Source organism: Reyranella sp. (genome assembly GCF_036558665.1).
Classification (GTDB): domain Bacteria; phylum Pseudomonadota; class Alphaproteobacteria; order Reyranellales; family Reyranellaceae; genus Reyranella.
Genome location: NZ_DATBFE010000030.1, coordinates 1 through 17,203, shown reverse-complemented (window position 1 = coordinate 17,203; position 17,203 = coordinate 1). Strand labels below are relative to the sequence as shown.

At 65.2% G+C, this 17,203-nt stretch carries 17 protein-coding genes; 14 read left to right on the top strand and 3 right to left on the bottom strand.

Annotated elements, in window-relative coordinates; all coding sequences use genetic code 11:
- Positions 1 to 74: 74 nt before the first annotated feature.
- The gene (locus VH499_RS04560; RefSeq protein ID WP_332051508.1) at positions 75 to 800 is read right to left on the bottom strand and encodes a PhoH family protein; all 726 of its coding nucleotides are present in this window, start codon (positions 798 to 800) and stop codon (positions 75 to 77) included.
- 434 nt (positions 801 to 1,234) lie between these two features.
- Here VH499_RS04560 and VH499_RS04555 point away from each other — a divergent pair, with 434 nt between their 5' ends.
- The 14 genes from VH499_RS04555 (at position 1,235) to VH499_RS04490 (ending at position 15,616) form a co-directional block, all read left to right on the top strand.
- Complete coding sequence (locus VH499_RS04555) at positions 1,235 to 2,197, top strand: OmpA family protein (protein WP_332051507.1); 963 nt, start codon at positions 1,235 to 1,237, stop codon at positions 2,195 to 2,197.
- Positions 2,198 to 2,476: 279 nt separating this feature from the next.
- Positions 2,477 to 3,928: an amidase gene (locus VH499_RS04550; RefSeq protein WP_332051506.1), complete on the top strand. Its 1,452-nt coding sequence runs from the start codon at positions 2,477 to 2,479 to the stop codon at positions 3,926 to 3,928.
- Between the two features lie 15 nt (positions 3,929 to 3,943).
- A complete protein-coding gene (locus VH499_RS04545) occupies positions 3,944 to 4,726 on the top strand; it encodes an SDR family NAD(P)-dependent oxidoreductase (RefSeq protein ID WP_332051505.1) in 783 nt (260 codons plus the stop codon).
- A gap of 1 nt (position 4,727) precedes the next feature.
- Positions 4,728 to 5,891, top strand: a complete 1,164-nt coding sequence (locus tag VH499_RS04540) for an LLM class flavin-dependent oxidoreductase (protein WP_332051504.1) — start codon at positions 4,728 to 4,730, stop codon at positions 5,889 to 5,891.
- Positions 5,892 to 5,963: 72 nt separating this feature from the next.
- A complete protein-coding gene (locus tag VH499_RS04535; protein ID WP_332051503.1) occupies positions 5,964 to 6,968 on the top strand; it encodes a BMP family ABC transporter substrate-binding protein in 1,005 nt (334 codons plus the stop codon).
- Between the two features lie 13 nt (positions 6,969 to 6,981).
- Positions 6,982 to 8,505, top strand: a complete 1,524-nt coding sequence (locus VH499_RS04530; protein WP_332051502.1) for an ABC transporter ATP-binding protein — start codon at positions 6,982 to 6,984, stop codon at positions 8,503 to 8,505.
- 2 nt (positions 8,506 to 8,507) lie between these two features.
- Entirely contained in the window at positions 8,508 to 9,566 is a 1,059-nt protein-coding gene (locus VH499_RS04525; protein ID WP_332051549.1) for an ABC transporter permease, read from the top strand.
- A 2-nt stretch (positions 9,567 to 9,568) separates the two neighbouring features.
- On the top strand, positions 9,569 to 10,492 hold the full coding sequence (locus VH499_RS04520) for an ABC transporter permease (RefSeq protein WP_332051501.1): 924 nt from the start codon (positions 9,569 to 9,571) through the stop codon (positions 10,490 to 10,492).
- A gap of 1 nt (position 10,493) precedes the next feature.
- Positions 10,494 to 10,889 carry a cytidine deaminase gene (locus VH499_RS04515; protein WP_332051500.1) on the top strand — a complete coding sequence of 132 codons (396 nt, stop codon included), beginning with the start codon at positions 10,494 to 10,496 and terminating at the stop codon, positions 10,887 to 10,889.
- Positions 10,886 to 11,674 (top strand): purine-nucleoside phosphorylase, encoded by a 789-nt coding sequence (locus VH499_RS04510; RefSeq protein ID WP_332051499.1) that lies wholly within the window; start codon positions 10,886 to 10,888, stop codon positions 11,672 to 11,674. Before VH499_RS04515 ends, VH499_RS04510 begins: the two co-directional genes overlap by 4 nt.
- A 6-nt stretch (positions 11,675 to 11,680) precedes the next feature.
- Positions 11,681 to 13,003, top strand: coding sequence for a thymidine phosphorylase (deoA, locus tag VH499_RS04505; protein ID WP_332051498.1), 1,323 nt, complete (start codon positions 11,681 to 11,683; stop codon positions 13,001 to 13,003).
- Complete coding sequence (locus VH499_RS04500; RefSeq protein WP_332051497.1) at positions 13,000 to 13,812, top strand: phytanoyl-CoA dioxygenase family protein; 813 nt, start codon at positions 13,000 to 13,002, stop codon at positions 13,810 to 13,812. Before deoA ends, VH499_RS04500 begins: the two co-directional genes overlap by 4 nt.
- On the top strand, positions 13,809 to 14,768 hold the full coding sequence (gene add, locus VH499_RS04495; RefSeq protein WP_332051496.1) for an adenosine deaminase: 960 nt from the start codon (positions 13,809 to 13,811) through the stop codon (positions 14,766 to 14,768). Before VH499_RS04500 ends, add begins: the two co-directional genes overlap by 4 nt.
- A complete protein-coding gene (locus VH499_RS04490) occupies positions 14,765 to 15,616 on the top strand; it encodes a 5'-nucleotidase, lipoprotein e(P4) family (RefSeq protein ID WP_332051495.1) in 852 nt (283 codons plus the stop codon). The genes add and VH499_RS04490 overlap by 4 nt, the downstream gene beginning before the upstream one ends.
- A gap of 3 nt (positions 15,617 to 15,619) precedes the next feature.
- Here the strand turns inward: VH499_RS04490 and VH499_RS04485 are convergent, their stop codons facing one another.
- Both VH499_RS04485 and VH499_RS04480 read right to left on the bottom strand, forming a co-directional pair.
- Complete coding sequence (locus tag VH499_RS04485) at positions 15,620 to 16,711, bottom strand: sn-glycerol-3-phosphate ABC transporter ATP-binding protein UgpC (protein ID WP_332051494.1); 1,092 nt, start codon at positions 16,709 to 16,711, stop codon at positions 15,620 to 15,622.
- A gap of 17 nt (positions 16,712 to 16,728) precedes the next feature.
- On the bottom strand, positions 16,729 to 17,203 hold a 475-nt coding region (locus VH499_RS04480), incomplete at its 5' end, for a carbohydrate ABC transporter permease (RefSeq protein WP_332051493.1).

The window sequence follows — 17,203 nt, the reverse complement described above, 5'->3', positions numbered from 1 at the left end:
ATGGCAGCCGATTGACGTTCCTGTTTTGGACTGATCGTTTGCTACGCTGCCATATGTGGATAACTTTGGTGGCTTTAGAGCACTGACAGCATCCGCGCCACCAGCGGATGGCGCACCACATCCTTGTCGACCAGCCGTATCACAGCCACGTCCGCGAAACCTTCCAGGCGCCTCGCGATGGCGCCAAGGCCCGAAAGCTCAGGCAGCAAATCCGTCTGGTCGGGATCCCCGGTCATGACCATTGTCGAGTGCCAGCCGAGTCTGGTCAGCAGCATCTTGATCTGGCCGTAGGTGCAGTTTTGCGCCTCATCGATCAGCACGAAGCTGTTGTTCAGCGTGCGACCGCGCATAAAGGCCACGGGGGCGATTTCGATCGTGCCGTCGTCGAGGTGCTGGCGCAGCCGCTTGGCGCCCAGCCGATCGTTCAGCGCGTCCCAGAGCGGCCGCAGGTAGGGGTCGAGCTTCTCGCGCATGTCGCCCGGCAGGAAGCCCAGATTCTCGCCGGCCTCGACGGCTGGCCGGGAAAGGACGATGCGCGACACCGTGCCGGCCTCCAGAGCCTCCACCGCGGCGGAGATAGCGAGATAGGTCTTGCCGGTACCGGCGGGCCCGACGGCAATAGTGAGCGGCTTGGCCTCGATCGCCTCCATCAGAAGGCGCTGATTGTCGCTGCGCGGTCTGATTTTCCTGATGTAGCTCTGGTCCCGGTCGTTGGCTGGCGTCTGATCGAAGACGAGGTTGTGAATACGGGTGCTGTCGACGGCGTGAAGCTTGGCGCGGCGGGCGGCGCGTTTGGCCATATTCGTACTCCGGAGCGAGAGGCGGGTGAGCGGAGCCGGGCGCCCGAAAGCAAAAACGCCTCCGCAGGCGGAGGCGAGGGCGATCGGCAGTAGATGGGAAGATGCGTCCCAGAGGGCACCCGGCGGGCATTCCACCGGTGGTCTCGGCTCCGTCGGGGCACAGGGTCCTCGAGCGGATAGGCACCTCCTTGCTTACCGAAGCAAGCGTACCCCGATGCAGCGACATGAGCCACAAGATTTAGCGGTCCATCATCAAGATTTCACCAAGAGCGATCAGGCGCGCGATTGCGCACGGTCGGCCGTCCGCTCTTTCCAGACTGTTGCGCGGACGCCACAGCTAGGGCGTCAAAGTGGCCGGGAAGGCCCTTTCGGGCAACGTAGGGCGACTTGGTGTCGTTGGAGCGTCGTCACTTCGCCTCAAAGGATGGTTTCGCATGAGAAAAGCACTGCTGGGGGCGGCGGCCCTGATCGCCTTGCCGGTGGCGGCAGCCAACGCGCAAACGGACTGGTTTACGCCCGGCCAGTCCTTTCCCGGTGTCTATATCGGCGCCGAAGGCGGCCTGAACTGGCTGCTGAACAGCGGCAACTACAACATGGATCTGGGTTATGCCGTAGGCGGCAAGGTCGGCTACGACTTCGTCGGCCCGCGTGTCGAACTGGAGGGCATGTTCCGCTCGAACAACGGCAGGGGGACAGCGAACTTCGGCAACATCTTCAGCAATACCGCCGGCCGCATCGAGCAGGTCAGCGTGATGGCGAACGTCCTTTATGACTTCCTGCCAGGCGCAACCATCACACCGTATATCGGTGCCGGTGCCGGTGTTGCGTTCGCCGACGCCGCTATCAACGGTTGCTCTTTGTGCAGTACTCAGTTTGCCTACCAGGGCATGATCGGCCTGGGTTGGAATGCGACGCCGAATTTCCGTGTCGATTTGGAGGGCCGCTACTACGGCACGACCACCCCGGGTGCCTACGAGAACAACAACATCGCCGTCATGTTGGGCGTCAGTTACAAGTTCGGGCAGCCGGCAATGGTCGCGCCGCCGCCGGCTCCGGCGGCGCCGTCGGCGCCATCGTTCATGGTGTTCTTTGACTGGGATCGCTCGAACCTGTCGGCCCAGGCCCTGAACACGATCAAGCAGGCGGCCGACGCCTACCGGACCAAGGGCAACGCCCGCATCACCGCGACCGGTCATACCGATACGTCGGGTCCGGCCGACTACAACATGGCGCTGTCGCTGCGTCGTGCGAACGCGGTCAAGGACGCGTTGGTACGTGACGGCGTGCCGGCCACCGCGATCTCGGTCATCGGCAAGGGCGAGACGCAGCCGCTGGTGCCGACCGGCGACGGCGTGCGCGAGCCGCAGAACCGCCGCGTCGAGATCGTTCTTCAGTAACGATCTTCTCGGGAAGCGAGCGAGACGGCCGGGCCATGCCCCGGCCGTCTTTTTTAGGACGGGCAGCATTCTCCCAAAGGGAAGCCCGTCCCGCGGGGGAGCGACGGGACGGGCTCTTGCCCTTCGTCAGGAAAGGGCGACAGGAGCAAAGCTCCTGCTGAGGCCCCAACGCGCCGGCAAGTCCGATCGTTGCACCGTCGGGAGACTGGCTATGGCCACAAGGATGATTTGTGCCCACGATGCTGTGTGCGAGGGCGGACACTATGTGGAGAATCGGTTGTGACGAGGGACGCACTCTACCGGATGACCGCCGTCGAGGCTGTGACACGTCTCAAGAGGCGCGAGATCACGCCCTCAGATCTGATCGAGGCTTCGGAGAGGCGAATCGCCGAGGTGGAACCGGCAGTGAATGCGCTGCCCACCCTCTGCTTCGACCGGGCGCGCGACCATGCCAGACGAATCATGGATGGTGATGCCGGCCAGGCGAGGGAGGAACCGGGATGGCTGGCCGGGCTTCCGGTTTCGATCAAGGATCTGACGGATGTGGCTGGCGTTCGCACCACCTATGGGTCGCCACTGTTCGCCGATCACGTGCCGACGAAATCGCATCCTCTCGTCGAACGCATTGAACGCAAGGGCGGTATCGTCGTGGCAAAGTCCAACACGCCCGAGTTCGGCGCCGGCGGCAGCACCTTCAACGAGGTGTTCGGCCGCACGCGCAATCCATGGAATACTTCGCTCACCTGCGGCGGATCAACCGGCGGTGGCGCCGTCTCGATCGCGACCGGCGAGGTCTGGCTGGCCCACGGCTCCGATCATGGAGGCTCGCTGCGCCGTCCGGGAACCTACTGCTCGGTGGTGGGTCTGAGGCCGTCGCCCGGGCGGGTAACGCGCGGCACCTCGAACAACCTCTACTCGCCACAGTCGGTCCAGGGTCCGATGGCCCGCACCGTCGCGGATCTCGCACTCTTCCTCGATACCATGGCGGGCTTCTGCCTGCAGGACCCCATGACGTTCGACGCGCCCGCCGTGTCCTTCAGCGCCGCCGTCGCCAATCCCGTGACGCCCAAGCGAATAGCCTTCACCGCCGACCTCGGCGGCAAGATGCAACTCGACGGCGAAATTCGCGACCTCTGCACGAAGGCGGCGCAACGCTTCGAAGAGCTCGGCTGCATCGTCGAGGACGCATCACCTGACTTCGGTCCGGCGGACGAGGTGTTCATGGCGCTGCGCAGCCAGCAGTTCGTCGTCGATCGCGAACTGCAGATCCTCGAACACCGCGGCAAGATCAAGCCGGACATCATCTGGAACACCGAGCTTGGGCTGAAGCAGAGCGCAAGCCGGCTCGCCTGGGCCGAGCGCGAACGCGCGGCGTTGTTCCGGCGCATGGTGGCGTTTTTCGGGAAATACGATCTGCTGGTGACGCCTGGCGCGCCGACCGCGGCGTTCGACGTCAATTTGCGCGCGCCCGCCACCATAGCCGGCAGGAAGCTCGAAAACTACATGGCGGGTTCGACGGTGAACTCGGCCATCACCGTGGCGGGCAGCCCCGCGATTGCCGTGCCTTGCGGCTTCGACCAACACGGCCGCCCCGTCGGCTTGCAACTCGTCGGCAGGCCGCGCGGCGAGGCGCCGTTGTTGCAAGCTGCTTCGCTCTACGAAAGCCTGATGGGGCTACACAAGCTTCTGCCCATCGACCCCAAGCCCGGAACCGTGCCACCCTCCTCGTAACGACAGGAGGGAACGATGCGCGTCGTGATCACGGGTGCCAGCCGGGGCATCGGCCGCGCGACGGCGCTCAAGCTTGCGGCCGAGGGCGCCAAGGCCTTGACCTTGTGCGACGTCGCCTATCTCGACGAGCTCGAGACACTCGCCCGGTCGCTGCGCGCCTCGGGGTGCAAGGTGCGGACGATCAAGGCGGACATGGCGAGGCCGAAGGCGCCGGCTCGGCTCATCGCCGTCGCGGCGGAGGCGATGGGCGGCATCGACGCGATCGTCGGCAACGCCGGCATCACCGCCCCCGGCAAGCTGATCGATCTCGATGTCGCCACCTGGGATCGCCTCTTCGACATCAACCTTCGGGCCAACTGGCTGCTCGGCAAGGCGGCCCACCCCCATCTCGCAAGATCGAAGGGCGCGATCGTGATGCTCGCGTCCATGGCAGGCCTCCTGCCGCAGCTTCCGACCGGCGCCTACAGTCCGGCCAAGGCCGCCCTGATCATGCTGACCGAGATGATGGCGATGGAGTGGGCAGCGGACGGCATTCGTGCTAACTCCGTGTGCCCGGGCTTCGTTCACACCTCGATGACCGACGCGATATATCGCGATCCCAGGCTGGCCGGCCGCCGTGCCGGCATGGTGCCCATGAAGCGCGTCGCCAGGCCCGACGACATCGCCGATGCCGTCGCCTTTCTGCTGAGTCCGGCCGCGGGCTATATCACGGGCCACGCTCTGGTGGTCGATGGCGGGCTGACCAGGTCCCTTCTGACCGCCGTGCCGGGCGTCGCGGCGACACCGAAAGGGAAATGAGATGAAGGCCTCGCTCTTTTATCTGCCGAGCATCGGCAGTCGCGCCGAGATCGAGTCCGGCATGGCCGGAATGCGGCCAGACCTGTACCAACGCATGCTGAAGGAGCTATCCGAGCAAATTCGCCTCGGCGATGAGCTCGGCTACGACTCGGTGAGTTTCACCGAGCATCACTTCCATATCGAGGGCTTCGAGCTCTCGAACAATCCGGTGCTGCTCGATCTCTACTTCGCGATGCAGACCAGGCGCATTCGGGTCGGCCAGCTCGGCATCGTGCTGCCGGCGGCCAATCCGATCCGTGTCGCCGAGGATATCGCGATGCTCGATCACATGACCGGCGGCCGCGCCTGTGCGGGCTTCGCACGGGGCTATCAGCGACGCTGGGTCGATGTCATGGCCCAGCAGACCCACGGCATCCATGGCGCGCTGCCCAACCAGCATGACGAGATCGACACCGCCAATCGGCTCGCTTTCGAGGAGAATTTCCGCATCGTCAAGAAATGCTGGACCGAGGAGATGCTTACCTTCGATGGCAAGTTCTGGAAGGTCCCGGCCGGCCCGACGCCGTGGACCCTCGACACCACCGAGAAGTGGGGCAAGGGCGTGGAGCGTGGCGTTCTGACCGCGGTTGGCGTCGTGCCCAAGCCGCTGCAGAAGCCGCATCCGCCGCTGTTCCAGCCTTTCGCCAGTTCGGAGAACACCGTCCGGTTCTGTGCCCGGGAAGGCATCACGCCCATCCTTCCGCCGATGCATCCGGTCTACGAGGACAAGCTCTACAGCGTCTATTCGGAGGTGTCGGGAAAGCCGAAGGGGCAGGGAGTGGGTGTGCTGCGCGACGTCATCATCGCCGAGACCGATGCCGAGGCCATGGCGCTGTGGCGCGACTCGGGCCAGTTCTCTGGCCGCGCCTGGTTCGAGCCGTTCGGCTTTCGCAAGGGCATGCAGGATCCCAGGACCGGGGAGTTCCCGACTGCGGAGCAGGTCGTCGCCGACGGCTACGCCTTCGTGGGCACGGTCGAGACCGTGTTGCGCGCCATGGAAAGCCAGCAGGCGCGCCAGCCGGTCGACTGGGTGTTCTGCTATACCTACAACAGCCTGGTGCCGCATCCCAAGCTGATGAAGTCGATCGAAGCGTTCTGGACAAAGCTGATGCCGCGCTTTCATTGATCTCGACAGCGGCGGTTCGGCTGGACCGCGATGCGCCGGCGGTCCAGACTTTCGGCAACAGGGGAGCCTCCAATGACCAGTCGCTATCGCTTGCTCTTCGTGGCCTTGCTTGTCGGGGTTGCGACCGGCTCGGCCGCCATGGCGCAAAACGCGATCAAGCCCGCCATCGTCTACAGCACCGGCGGCAAGTTCGACAAATCCTTCAACGAAGGCGTGAGCACGGGGGCCGAGAAGTTCAAGAGCGAGACCACTATCGCCGCCGCCGAGTTCGAGCCCAGCAACGAGACGCAGTTTGAGCAGGCTCACCGTCGCTTCGCACAGCGCGGCTACGACCCCATCGTCGCCGTCGGCTTCTCCCAGGGCGTCGCCCTGGAGAAGGTGGCAAAGGAGTTTCCCAGGACGCATTTCACGCTGATCGACAGCGTCGTCGACCTGCCCAATGTCCAGTCGGTCACCTTCAAGGAGCACGAAGGGTCGTTCCTGGTGGGCGTGGCGGCGGCGCTGGCTTCGAAGACCGGCAAAGTCGGCTTCGTGGGCGGCATGGACATACCGCTGATCCGCCGCTTCCAGTGCGGCTACGAACAGGGCATCAAGTACGCCAATCCCAAGGCCGAGCTGATCGCGAACATGACGGGCACGACGCCGGCGGCCTGGAACGACCCGGGCCGCGGCGCCGAGCTCGCCAAGGGCCAGTTCGATCGCGGTGTCGACGTGGTTTATGCCGCCGCCGGCAGCACCGGCACCGGCGTGCTTCAGGCGGCCAAGGATCGTGGCAAGTATGCGATCGGTGTCGACTCGAACCAGGACCACCTGCATCCCGGCACGATGCTGACGTCGATGATCAAGCGCGTCGATCTTGCCACCTATCGAAGCTTCAAGGCGATGCAGGCGGGTACCTGGCAGGGCGGCGCCTCGGTGCTGGGCCTGAAGGAGGGCGGCGTCGACTGGACGCTGGACCAGTACAACGAGAAGCTGATCACGCCGGAGATGAAGGCCAGGGTGGAGCAGACCAAGGCCGACATCATCGCCGGCAAGATCATGGTTCACGACTACATGAGCGACAATTCCTGCAAGTGAACCGACGCCGGCCATGACGGCGCCTCCGGCCATCGAGCTTTCGGCGATCGACAAGTCGTTTGGCGGCGTGCACGCCGTGCGCGGCGTCTCGCTCCGCGTCGAGTCCGGCACGATTACCGGCATCATCGGCGAGAACGGTGCGGGCAAGTCGACCTTGATGAGTATCCTGTTCGGCCTCTATCACGCCGATGCCGGAGAGATCCGCGTCGAGGGCGTGCCGCTGCGCATCGAGAGCCCGCGCGATGCCATCGCGCACGGCATCGGCATGGTCCACCAGCACTTCATGCTGATTGAAAGCTTCACCGTGCTGGAGAACCTGGTGCTGGGCGTCGAAGGCGGCTTTCTGCTGTCGCACGGCATGGCCAGGGCGCGCGCGGAAGTCGAGCGGCTGGGCAGGGAATACGGCTTGTCGGTCGATCTCGATGCCCGAGTGGCCGACTTGTCGGTGGGCGAGCAGCAGCGCGTCGAGATCCTGAAAGTCCTGCTGCGCGGCGCGCGCATTCTGATCCTCGACGAGCCGAGCGCGGTGCTCACGCCTCAGGAGACCGACCGTCTGTTCCTCGTCCTCGCCACGTTGCGCGAGCGCGGCGTGACGGTGGTGCTGATCACGCACAAGTTGCGCGAGATCATGGCAGTCACCGACCGCGTCTTCGTGATGCGGCGGGGCGAGGTGGTCGCGGAGCGGCGCACGGCCGATACCGGTCCGCAGGAACTCGCCGAATTGATGGTCGGCCGCAAGGTGCGCTTGCAGGTCGACAAGGCGCCGGCTCACCCTGGTCCGGTGATGCTGCGCGCCGGGCATCTCCGCCTGATCGACGGTCGCGGCGTGCCGTTGCTCGACGATCTCGACCTCGAGGTCCGGGCCGGCGAGATCGTCGCCATCGCCGGCGTCTCCGGCAACGGCCAGACCGAATTGCTGCAGGTGCTGGCCGGAGTCCGTGCGCCGACCTCAGGCAGCGTTACGATTTGCGGTCGCCGCTTCGATGCCGACGATCCTGGCGATCCGGCGGGTCGACGGGCGATCGGTTTGGCCCATGTGCCGGAGGACAGATTGCGGCAGGGCCTCGTCGCGCCGTTCCAGGCCGCCGAGACGTCCATCCTGGGTTATCAGGACGAGCCGCGGTTCAGCCCGCGTTATCTTCTCGATCGACCCGCGATCGGCGCCCATTGCCGCGATCTCATGGAACGCTTCGATGTGCGTCCACGAATGCCCGGCCTGCGTTCATCGCAGTTCTCCGGTGGCAACCAGCAGAAGCTCGTGCTGGCGCGCGAGATGGCGCACCAGCCCAAGGTGCTGCTGGTCGGCCAACCGACGCGTGGTGTCGATATCGGTGCGATCGAGTTCATTCATCGCGAACTGGTGAAAGCGCGCGATCGCGGTTGCGCTGTCCTCGTGGTCTCGGTCGAGCTCGACGAGGTCCTGTCACTCGCCGATCGCGTGCTCGTGATGTTTGCCGGCCGCATCGTCGGCGAGGTCGAGCCGGCCAGGGCCGACGAGCGCAGATTGGGTCTCATGATGGCCGGGGCGACCGCGTGAGGCTGTCGCGCGGCGCGCTGCCCGGATGGGCCGAGGTCTTGCTCCTCCCCTTGATCAATATCGCGCTCGCCTTTCTCGTCGTCGGAATCATCGTACGTATCATCGGTGTCGATCCGTTCCATGCCCTGAACCGCCTCATCCTGGGCGCCATTGGTTCATCGGAGTCGGTCGGCTACACGCTCTACTACGCGACCAATTTCATTTTCACCGGCCTCGCCGTGGCAATCGCGTTCCATGGCGGGCTGTTCAATATCGGCGGCGAAGGGCAGGCCTATGTCGGCGGTCTGGGATGCGGACTGGCGATCCTCGCCTTCGACAAGTATTTGCCGGGTTGGCTGATGGTCCCTCTTGCCATTGGCGCGGCCGCCCTGTTCGGCGCGGCATGGGCGGCGGTCCCGGCCTGGCTGCAGGCCTGGCGTGGCAGCCACATTGTCATCACGACCATCATGTTCAATTTCGTGGCCTCGGCGCTGATGGTCTATCTGCTGGTGAACGTGCTGATCGCGCCGGGCTCGATGACGCCACAGAGCCGCGGCTTCGGTCCGACAGGCCAACTGCCGGCGCTGCCGGGCTCGCCTTTGAACCTGTCGACTTTCCTCGCAATCGCCTGCTGCGCGGCGGTCTGGCTGTTCCTCTGGCATACGCGCTGGGGCTACGCACTGCGTGCCATGGGTCACAACCCCGAGGCAGCGCGCTACGCCGGCACCGACCTCAGGCGCATGACCATGCTTGGCATGTGCCTTTCCGGCGCCTTGGCGGGGTTCGTCGGCGTCAATGAGCTGATGGGCGTGCATCACCGCATCGTGCTCGATTTCCCGGCGGGCTACGGCTTTGCCGGCATTGCCGTTGCCCTGATGGGCCGCAATCATCCGCTCGGCGTGGCGCTGGCGGCGTTGCTGTTCGGGGCTCTTCAACAGGGCGGCGCCGAACTCGCCTTCGACGAACCCGCCATCACGCGCGAGATGGTGGTGGTGATCCAGGGACTGGTGATCCTGTTCTCGGGCGCGCTCGAGCAGCTGCCGAGGCCATGGCTGGCTCTTTTGCTGGTACGTCGCGGCTAAGCATGGACGACCTTGCCGCCATCGTCTTCCTCACCGCCGCCGCGACGCTCAGGACGGCGACCCCGCTCATCCTTTGCGCCATGGGCGGACTGTTCTCGGAGAGAAGCGGCATCGTCGATGTCGGCCTCGAGGGCAAGATGCTGATTGCCGCTTTCTTTGCCGCCGCCATTGCGACAATCACCGGCTCTGCGTGGTGGGGCGTGGCCGCCGGGATCGTCGCCGCCGAGATCATGGCGTTGCTGCATGGCTTTGCCTGCATCACCTATCGCGGCAACCAGGTGGTGAGCGGAGTCGCTCTCAATATCCTGGCTGCCGGCCTGACCGTGGTGCTGGGCAATGCCTGGTTCCACCAGGGCGGCCAGACGCCGCCGCTCGATACGGCGAGGGAGCGGCTGATGCCAATCTTCTTTCCGCGCGCCGGCGACAACGTCCTGGTCTATGTGGCTCTCGCAAGCGTCCCGCTCGCCTGGTGGATCGTGGCGCGCACGCGATTTGGGTTGCGGCTCCGCGCCGTCGGCGAGATGCCGTTGGCCGTCGATGCCGCCGGCATCTCGGTCTCCTGGCTGCGCTACCGTGCCGTGCTGTTGTGCGGCCTCTTTTCAGGCCTCGCCGGTGCTTATGTCTCGATTGCGCAAAATGCGGGCTTCAGCCGGGACATGACGGCAGGCCAGGGATTCATCGCGTTGGCCGCCATCATCTTCGGCAAATGGCGTCCATTCCCGGCGCTCGGTGCCTGCCTGATCTTCGGTCTTCTCGATGCCATTGCAATCCGTCTGCAGGGTGTGGTCGTGCCCGGGCTGGGCGAAGTGCCGGTGCAATTCATCCAGGCCTTGCCCTATCTTCTCACCATGTTCCTGCTGGCAGGTTTCATCGGACGCGCCGTGGCGCCAAAGGCGATCGGGATTCCCTACGAGAAGGAGCATTGACATGGACGACCTGCTCCGCCTCGCGCGCACGATGATGGTGCGGGCCTATGCACCCTATTCGAGGTTTCATGTCGGTGCGGCCGTGCGGGACGAGGAGGGCGGTCTCCATGGCGGCTGCAACGTCGAGAATGCCGCCTATCCCGAGGGGATTTGCGCCGAGGCATCTGCCATCTCCGCCCTCGTGGCGGCGGGTCGACGTCAGGTCCTGGAATGCGTCGTCATCGGGCCCGGCCCGGAAGTGATCACGCCCTGCGGCGGCTGTCGTCAGAAGCTGCGAGAGTTCGCCTCCGACAATGCGAAAATCCATCTCTGCGGCCCGGACGGTCTTCACCGCACCGTGACGGTGGCCGAGCTGTTCCCCCTGTCCTTCGGCCCGCATCATCTCGGCCGATCATGATCGAGGCGATCGCGAGTCGCGCACCCGGCTTCCGGCCGAAGGTGGCGGTGCTTCTGGGATCGGGACTGGGCGGCTTCGTCGACCAGGTGGCGGCACGTGCCGTCATCCCCTACGGCGAGCTGCCCGGTTTCCCGCAGCCCACGGTCCAGAGCCATGCCGGAAGGCTTGTGCTGGGGCATGTCGGGGCAACGCCGGTCGCGGTCCTGCAGGGCCGCGCGCACTATTACGAATCCGGCCACGCCGACGAGATGAAGGCGCCCATCGAGGCCATGGCGGAGTTGGGGTGCGAGGTCCTGTTGCAGACCAACGCCGCCGGTAGCCTGCGGCTCGACATGCCGCCAGGCTCGCTGATGGTTATTACCGACCACATCAACTTCACGGGCGTCAATCCGCTGTTCGGCCGAGGCCGCGACAGGCGCTTCGTCGACATGGTGGATGCCTACGACCCCGTGCTCGCACAACGCCTGCTGGCAGCAGCGAAGGCAGGCGATATTCGTTGCCACGACGGCGTCTATATCTGGTTCTGTGGCCCGAGCTTCGAAACGCCGGCCGAGATTCGAGCGGCAGTCACGCTGGGCGCCGACGCGGTCGGCATGTCGACGGCGCCCGAGACCATCCTCGCGCGACATGCCGGCCTGAAGGTGGCGGCCGTGTCGGTGATGACCAACTATGCTGCCGGCCTGGTTCCAGGAGCGATCGGGCACGACCAGACGATCACGGTGGCAAACGCCTCCGCCGGACAGCTCGGCCGGCTGCTGTGCGGCTTCCTGGAAAGCTACGGCTAGGACACCGTGTTGCCGCAGGAGATCATCCGCAAGAAGCGCGACGGCAGGAGTCTCACCGGCGCCGAGATCGGCGCGATCGTGCGTGGCATCGCCGATGGAAGTCTGAGCGAGGGACAGGTGGCGGCCTTCGCCATGGCGGTGTTCTTCCGTGACATGGCGCTGGAGGAGCGGGTGGCCTTCACCTTGAGCCTCGCCCGGTCGGGAGTGACGCTCGACTGGTCGGATCTCGGTCTGCCCGGGCCGGTAATCGACAAGCATTCGAGCGGTGGGGTGGGCGACAAGGTGAGCCTGATGCTCGCCCCGATCGTCGCGGCCTGTGGCGGCTTTGTGCCGATGATCTCCGGTCGTGGCCTCGGCCACACCGGGGGCACCCTCGACAAGCTTGCGTCGATCACCGGCTACGAGACGCAGCCTGATGTCGCGACTTTCCGCAAGGTCGTACGCGAGGTGGGCTGTGCCATCATTGGACAGACCGACGAGCTGGCGCCGGCGGATCGACGTCTCTATGGCGTGCGCGACGTCACGGCGACAGTGGAATCGATTCCACTCATCGTGGGATCGATCCTCGGCAAGAAGATGGCCGCCGGCCTCGGCGGGCTGGTCATGGACGTAAAATGCGGCTCGGGCGCCTTTTGCCACAGCGAGGCAATGGGGCGCGATCTGGCGCGGAGTATCGTCACGGTGGCCAATCGGGCTGGTCTACCCACCGTGGCGCTTGTCACCGACATGGACCGCGTGCTGGGATCGACCGTCGGCAATGCGCTCGAAATGGCCGAAGCCGTTGCCTATTTGAAGGGTGAGGGGACGCGTGACCCGCGCCTGCATGAGGTGGTGATGGCGCTGGCTGGAGAAATGCTGGCCTTGAGCGGGCTCGCACCCAGCGTCGCGGCGGGCCGGGCGCGGGCAGACGCGGCCCTGAATGACGGTCGCGCCACCGAGAAGTTTGCACGGATGATCTCGGCCTTGGACGGCCCCGGTGATTTTGTCGACGATGCCGACCGGTACCTTGCGCGGGCGCCGGTCGAGAAGCCCTGCCTGGCCGAGCGCGGCGGCTACATCGCCGGCATGGATGCAAGGGAGGTAGGCCTCGCCGTGGTAACGCTGGGCGGCGGGCGCAGCCACGCCGACGATGCGATCGATCCGTCGGTCGGCTTGACCCGCGTCATCGAGGTCGGAGTGACGGTCCGGCCCGGCGACACGCTTTGCATCGTCCATGCCGCGAGCGAAACCGATGCCGACGAGGCCGTCACCGCTCTGCACGCAGCCATCCACATCGCGGATACGCCGCCCTGCGAGAAGCCGGTCGTGATGGGCCGAGTAGTCCAATGACCAGCCTTGATCTCGCCGCTTATGACCGCGACGGCTTCCTCGTCCTCGAGCGGTTTCTGCCGGCGGGAGATTGCGACGCCCTGCAGAGGCGTGCTGCCGAGCTGGTGGCCGGGTTCCGTCCCGGCTCGGCGCGCACGATCTTTGCGGCACGCGACCAGGCCCATGCCCGTGACCGTTACTTCCAGGAGTCGGGTGCCGCCATTCACTTCTTCTTCGAGGAGGCAGCAAGCAGTGAGCAGAACGAACTTGCGCTGAACAAGATCGGCCATGCCCTGCACGATCTCGACCCGGTCTTCGATCGAATCTCGCGCCAGCTCCGCCTGGCGCGACTGGCCCAGGCGCTCGGCTTCGTCCAGCCGCTGTTGTTGCAGTCGATGTACCTCTTCAAGCAACCCCGGATCGGGGCCGAGGTCGGCTGGCACCAGGACGCAACATACCTCTACACACGGCCCCCGACGGTGACCGCATTCTGGATCGCCCTGGACGATGCCGACCGCGACAACGGCTGCCTGCTGGCCCTGTCGGGTGCGCATCACGGGCCTCTGCGCCGACGCTTCCATCGCGCCGGCGACGCCATGGTCACATCTGAGCTCGACGCGACCCCGTGGCCCGCGGTCGAGCCCTTGGCGCTGGAGGTGCCGCGCGGGTCGCTGGTGGTGCTGCATGGCTTGCTGCCGCACGCCAGCGCGGCCAATCACTCCAACCGGTCGCGTCACGCCTATGCCTTGCATCTGATCGACGGCCAGGCCGTCTACGACCCCGACAACTGGCTGCAACGCCCTCATCTGCCCCTTCGAGGCTTCGATTGATCCCCAAAGCCGAACTGCACTGCCATCTCGAAGGCTCGATCCCGCCACCGCTTGCACGAGAGCTTGCCGCTCGGAATGCGCTTGCGCTTCCCGATGGCCTGTTCGGCCCTGACGGCACCTATGTCTGGCGGGATTTCCTGAGCTTTCTTGCCGCCTACGACCGCGTCTGCAGCGTCTTGAAAACGGCGCGCGATTTCGGCGACGTCATCTACTCTTATCTTGCTCGCTCCGCCGCCCAGGGAGCGGCCTATGTCGAGATATTCTGTTCGCCCGAGCGGCCGAAGGCGCTGGGCATTCCCTATGCCGACTGGCTGGCGGCCCTTGCCGAGGGCATCGACCGGGCGGGCCGGGAATTCGGCATCGTCGGGCGCATCATCGTCATCTGCATCAGGCATCTCGGGCCCGAGCGTGCGCTGCGCATGGTCGAACGGATGGTGGCCGAGCCGCATCCTTATGTCGTCGGCTTCGGCATGGGGGGCGATGAATCGAAATACAGCCCGGCCGACTTCCTTCCGGCCTATCGGCTGGCGCACGAGAACGGCTATGGCTGCACCGTCCACGCCGGCGAGGTGCTCGGACCGGAGAGCGTATGGGCTGCAATCCGCACCTTGCCGATCACACGGATCGGGCATGGTGTGCGGTCCGCCGAAGATCCGGCATTGCTCGACGAGCTGGCGCGCCGCGGTACGGTGCTCGAAGTCTGTCCTGGCAGCAATATTGCGCTCGGCATCTATCCCGACCGTGCGGCCCATCCTCTCCATCGGCTGATCGCGGCGGGCGTGCGGGTCACGTTGAATTCGGACGACCCGCCGTTCTTCCATACGACGCTCGGCGCCGAATATGACCAATCGGGATTGCCGGAAGCGGTGCTTCGGCAAATCACACGCACCGCGATCGAGGCGTCGTTCGTCGACGCAACGAGCAAGCAGAGACTGTTGAAGGGGGTGCAACCATGATCGTACGCAGAGGACTGATTTTGGCTGCCGTCGCCGTCGCGACGGCAGGTTCCGTCGCCCGGGCCGGGGAGCCCGTGCCCAACGATCTGCTGTTGGCCACGCTGTGGAACCAGCGCTCGGTCGAGTACAAGGGCAATGCGCTTACGGTCTATGCGCTGGCCAGGATTCGCCTCGACCAGGCGCTGGCGGACAAGAGCTGGACGGCGGCGCCGGTCGAGCAGAAGGGCGACTATGGCAACCTGCCGCCCGCGATCGTCCTCGATGTCGACGAGACATTGCTCGACAATTCCCCCTACGAAGTCTGGATGATGAAAGCCGACCAATCCTTCAGCACCAAGACCTGGAACCAGTTCTGCGCGGCGCAGATTTCGAAGGCGATTCCCGGTGCCGTCGAGTTCACCAAGTACGCCGATGCCAAGGGCGTGAAGGTCTTCTATCTCAGCAATCGCGGCGTGGAGACCAAGAAGGACACGCGCGAGAACATGGAAAAGCTGGGCTTTCCCATGGGTGGCAATGTCGACACCTTCCTGATGCAGAATGAGAAACCCGACTGGGGAAGCCAGAAAGGCACGCGCCGGGCGTTCATTGCCAAGGATTATCGCATCCTGCTGAACTTTGGCGACAACCTCGGTGACTTCGACGATCGTTACCGCACCAGCGAGGCCGAGAGACTGAAGGTCTTCGAGGAAGACAAGGAGCATTGGGGCCGCGACTGGCTGGTGATCGCCAATCCGACCTACGGCTCCTTCGACACGGCGCCTTACGGCCACGACTTCAAGAAGTCGCGTGAGGAGCAGCGCAAGGAAAAGTGGGACGTTCTCGAAGGCTGGAGCGGACCCAAGCAGTAACGGTCAGAGCGCGATCTCGCTCTCCGCGTCGAACAGGTGAAGACGCTCCGGCTTGAGCGCGAGCCGGAGCTTCTCGTGCGGACGGACGCGCATCGCGGGATCTATGCTCGCGACAAACAGGGCCGAACCCACGCGCGTGTCGAGCAGGATTTCCGAGCCGAGTTGCTCTACCACCTCGATGCCGGCGTCGAAGCAGTGGCCCGCCACATCCGCCGGGCCGGCGACATGGATATCCTCCGGCCGGATGCCGAGCGTCGCCCTGCGGCCGAGATGGGCGCGGGCGCGACCCGCCAGCTCCGCCGGCAAGGCGATCTTGAGGCCGGGCGCCTCGGCCGTTACCAGGCCGTTGCCGTCTGTCAGCGTCACCTCGGCAAAATTCATGGCTGGGGAGCCGATGAAGCCCGCCACGAAGCGGTTGGCCGGGCTGTTGTAGAGTTGCAGCGGCTCGCCCACCTGCTGGACCACGCCGTCCTTCATCACCACCACGCGGTCGCCCAAGGTCATCGCCTCGACCTGGTCGTGGGTGACGTAGATCGACGTCACGGCCAGCCGTTCGTGCAGCTTCTTGAGCTCGACGCGCATCTGCACGCGCAGCTTGGCGTCGAGGTTGCTGAGGGGCTCGTCGAACAGGAACACCTTGGGATCGCGCACGATGGCGCGGCCCAGCGCCACGCGCTGGCGCTGGCCGCCCGACAGCTGGCGCGGCTTGCGCTGCAGCAGCTCGCCGATGCCGAGGATCTCGGCGGCGCGCTTGATGCGCTTCTCGATCTCCGGCTTCTCGAACTTCCGCATCTTCAGCCCGAACGCCATGTTGCTGGCGACGCTCATGTGCGGATAGAGCGCGTAGTTCTGGAACACCATGGCGATGTCGCGATCCATCGGCGGCACTTCGTTGACCACGGTATTGCCGATCAGGATGTCGCCCGATGTGACGGCCTCGAGACCGGCGATCATGCGCAGCGTCGTGGTCTTGCCGCACCCCGAGGGACCGACGAAGACCACGAACTCCTTGTCGCGGATGTGCAGGTCGACGTCCTTCACCACATGGTTGGTATCGAACATCTTGTTGAGCTTGCGAACGATTACCTCGGCCATGACGCTATCCTTTGCCCCTAGCCCTTGACGGAGCCGGTGAGGCCCGAAACGTAGTGTTCGACGAAGAACGAGTAGACAATCGCCACCGGGATCGAGCCGAGCAGCGCGCCCGCCATCAGCGAGCCCCAGAAGAAGACGTCGCCGCGGATCAGCTCCGAGGTGACGCCGACCGGCACGGTCTTCTCTTCGGGCGAGGAGAGGAAGACGAGTGCGTAGATGAACTCGTTCCAGCTGAGCGTGAAGGCGATGATGCCGGCCGACAGGATGCCGGGCACCGCGCAGGGGATGATGATGTAGACCATCGCCTTCCAGCGCGAGGCGCCGTCGATGCGCGCGCACTCCTCGAGCTCCTTGGGGATGGCCTTGAAGTAGCCCATCATCAGCCAGGTGCAGAACGGGATCAGGAAGGTCGGGTAGGTCAGGATCAGCGACCACGGCGTGTCGCCGAGCCGGAAATCGCGGATGATCTCGGCCAGCGGGATGAAGAGCAGG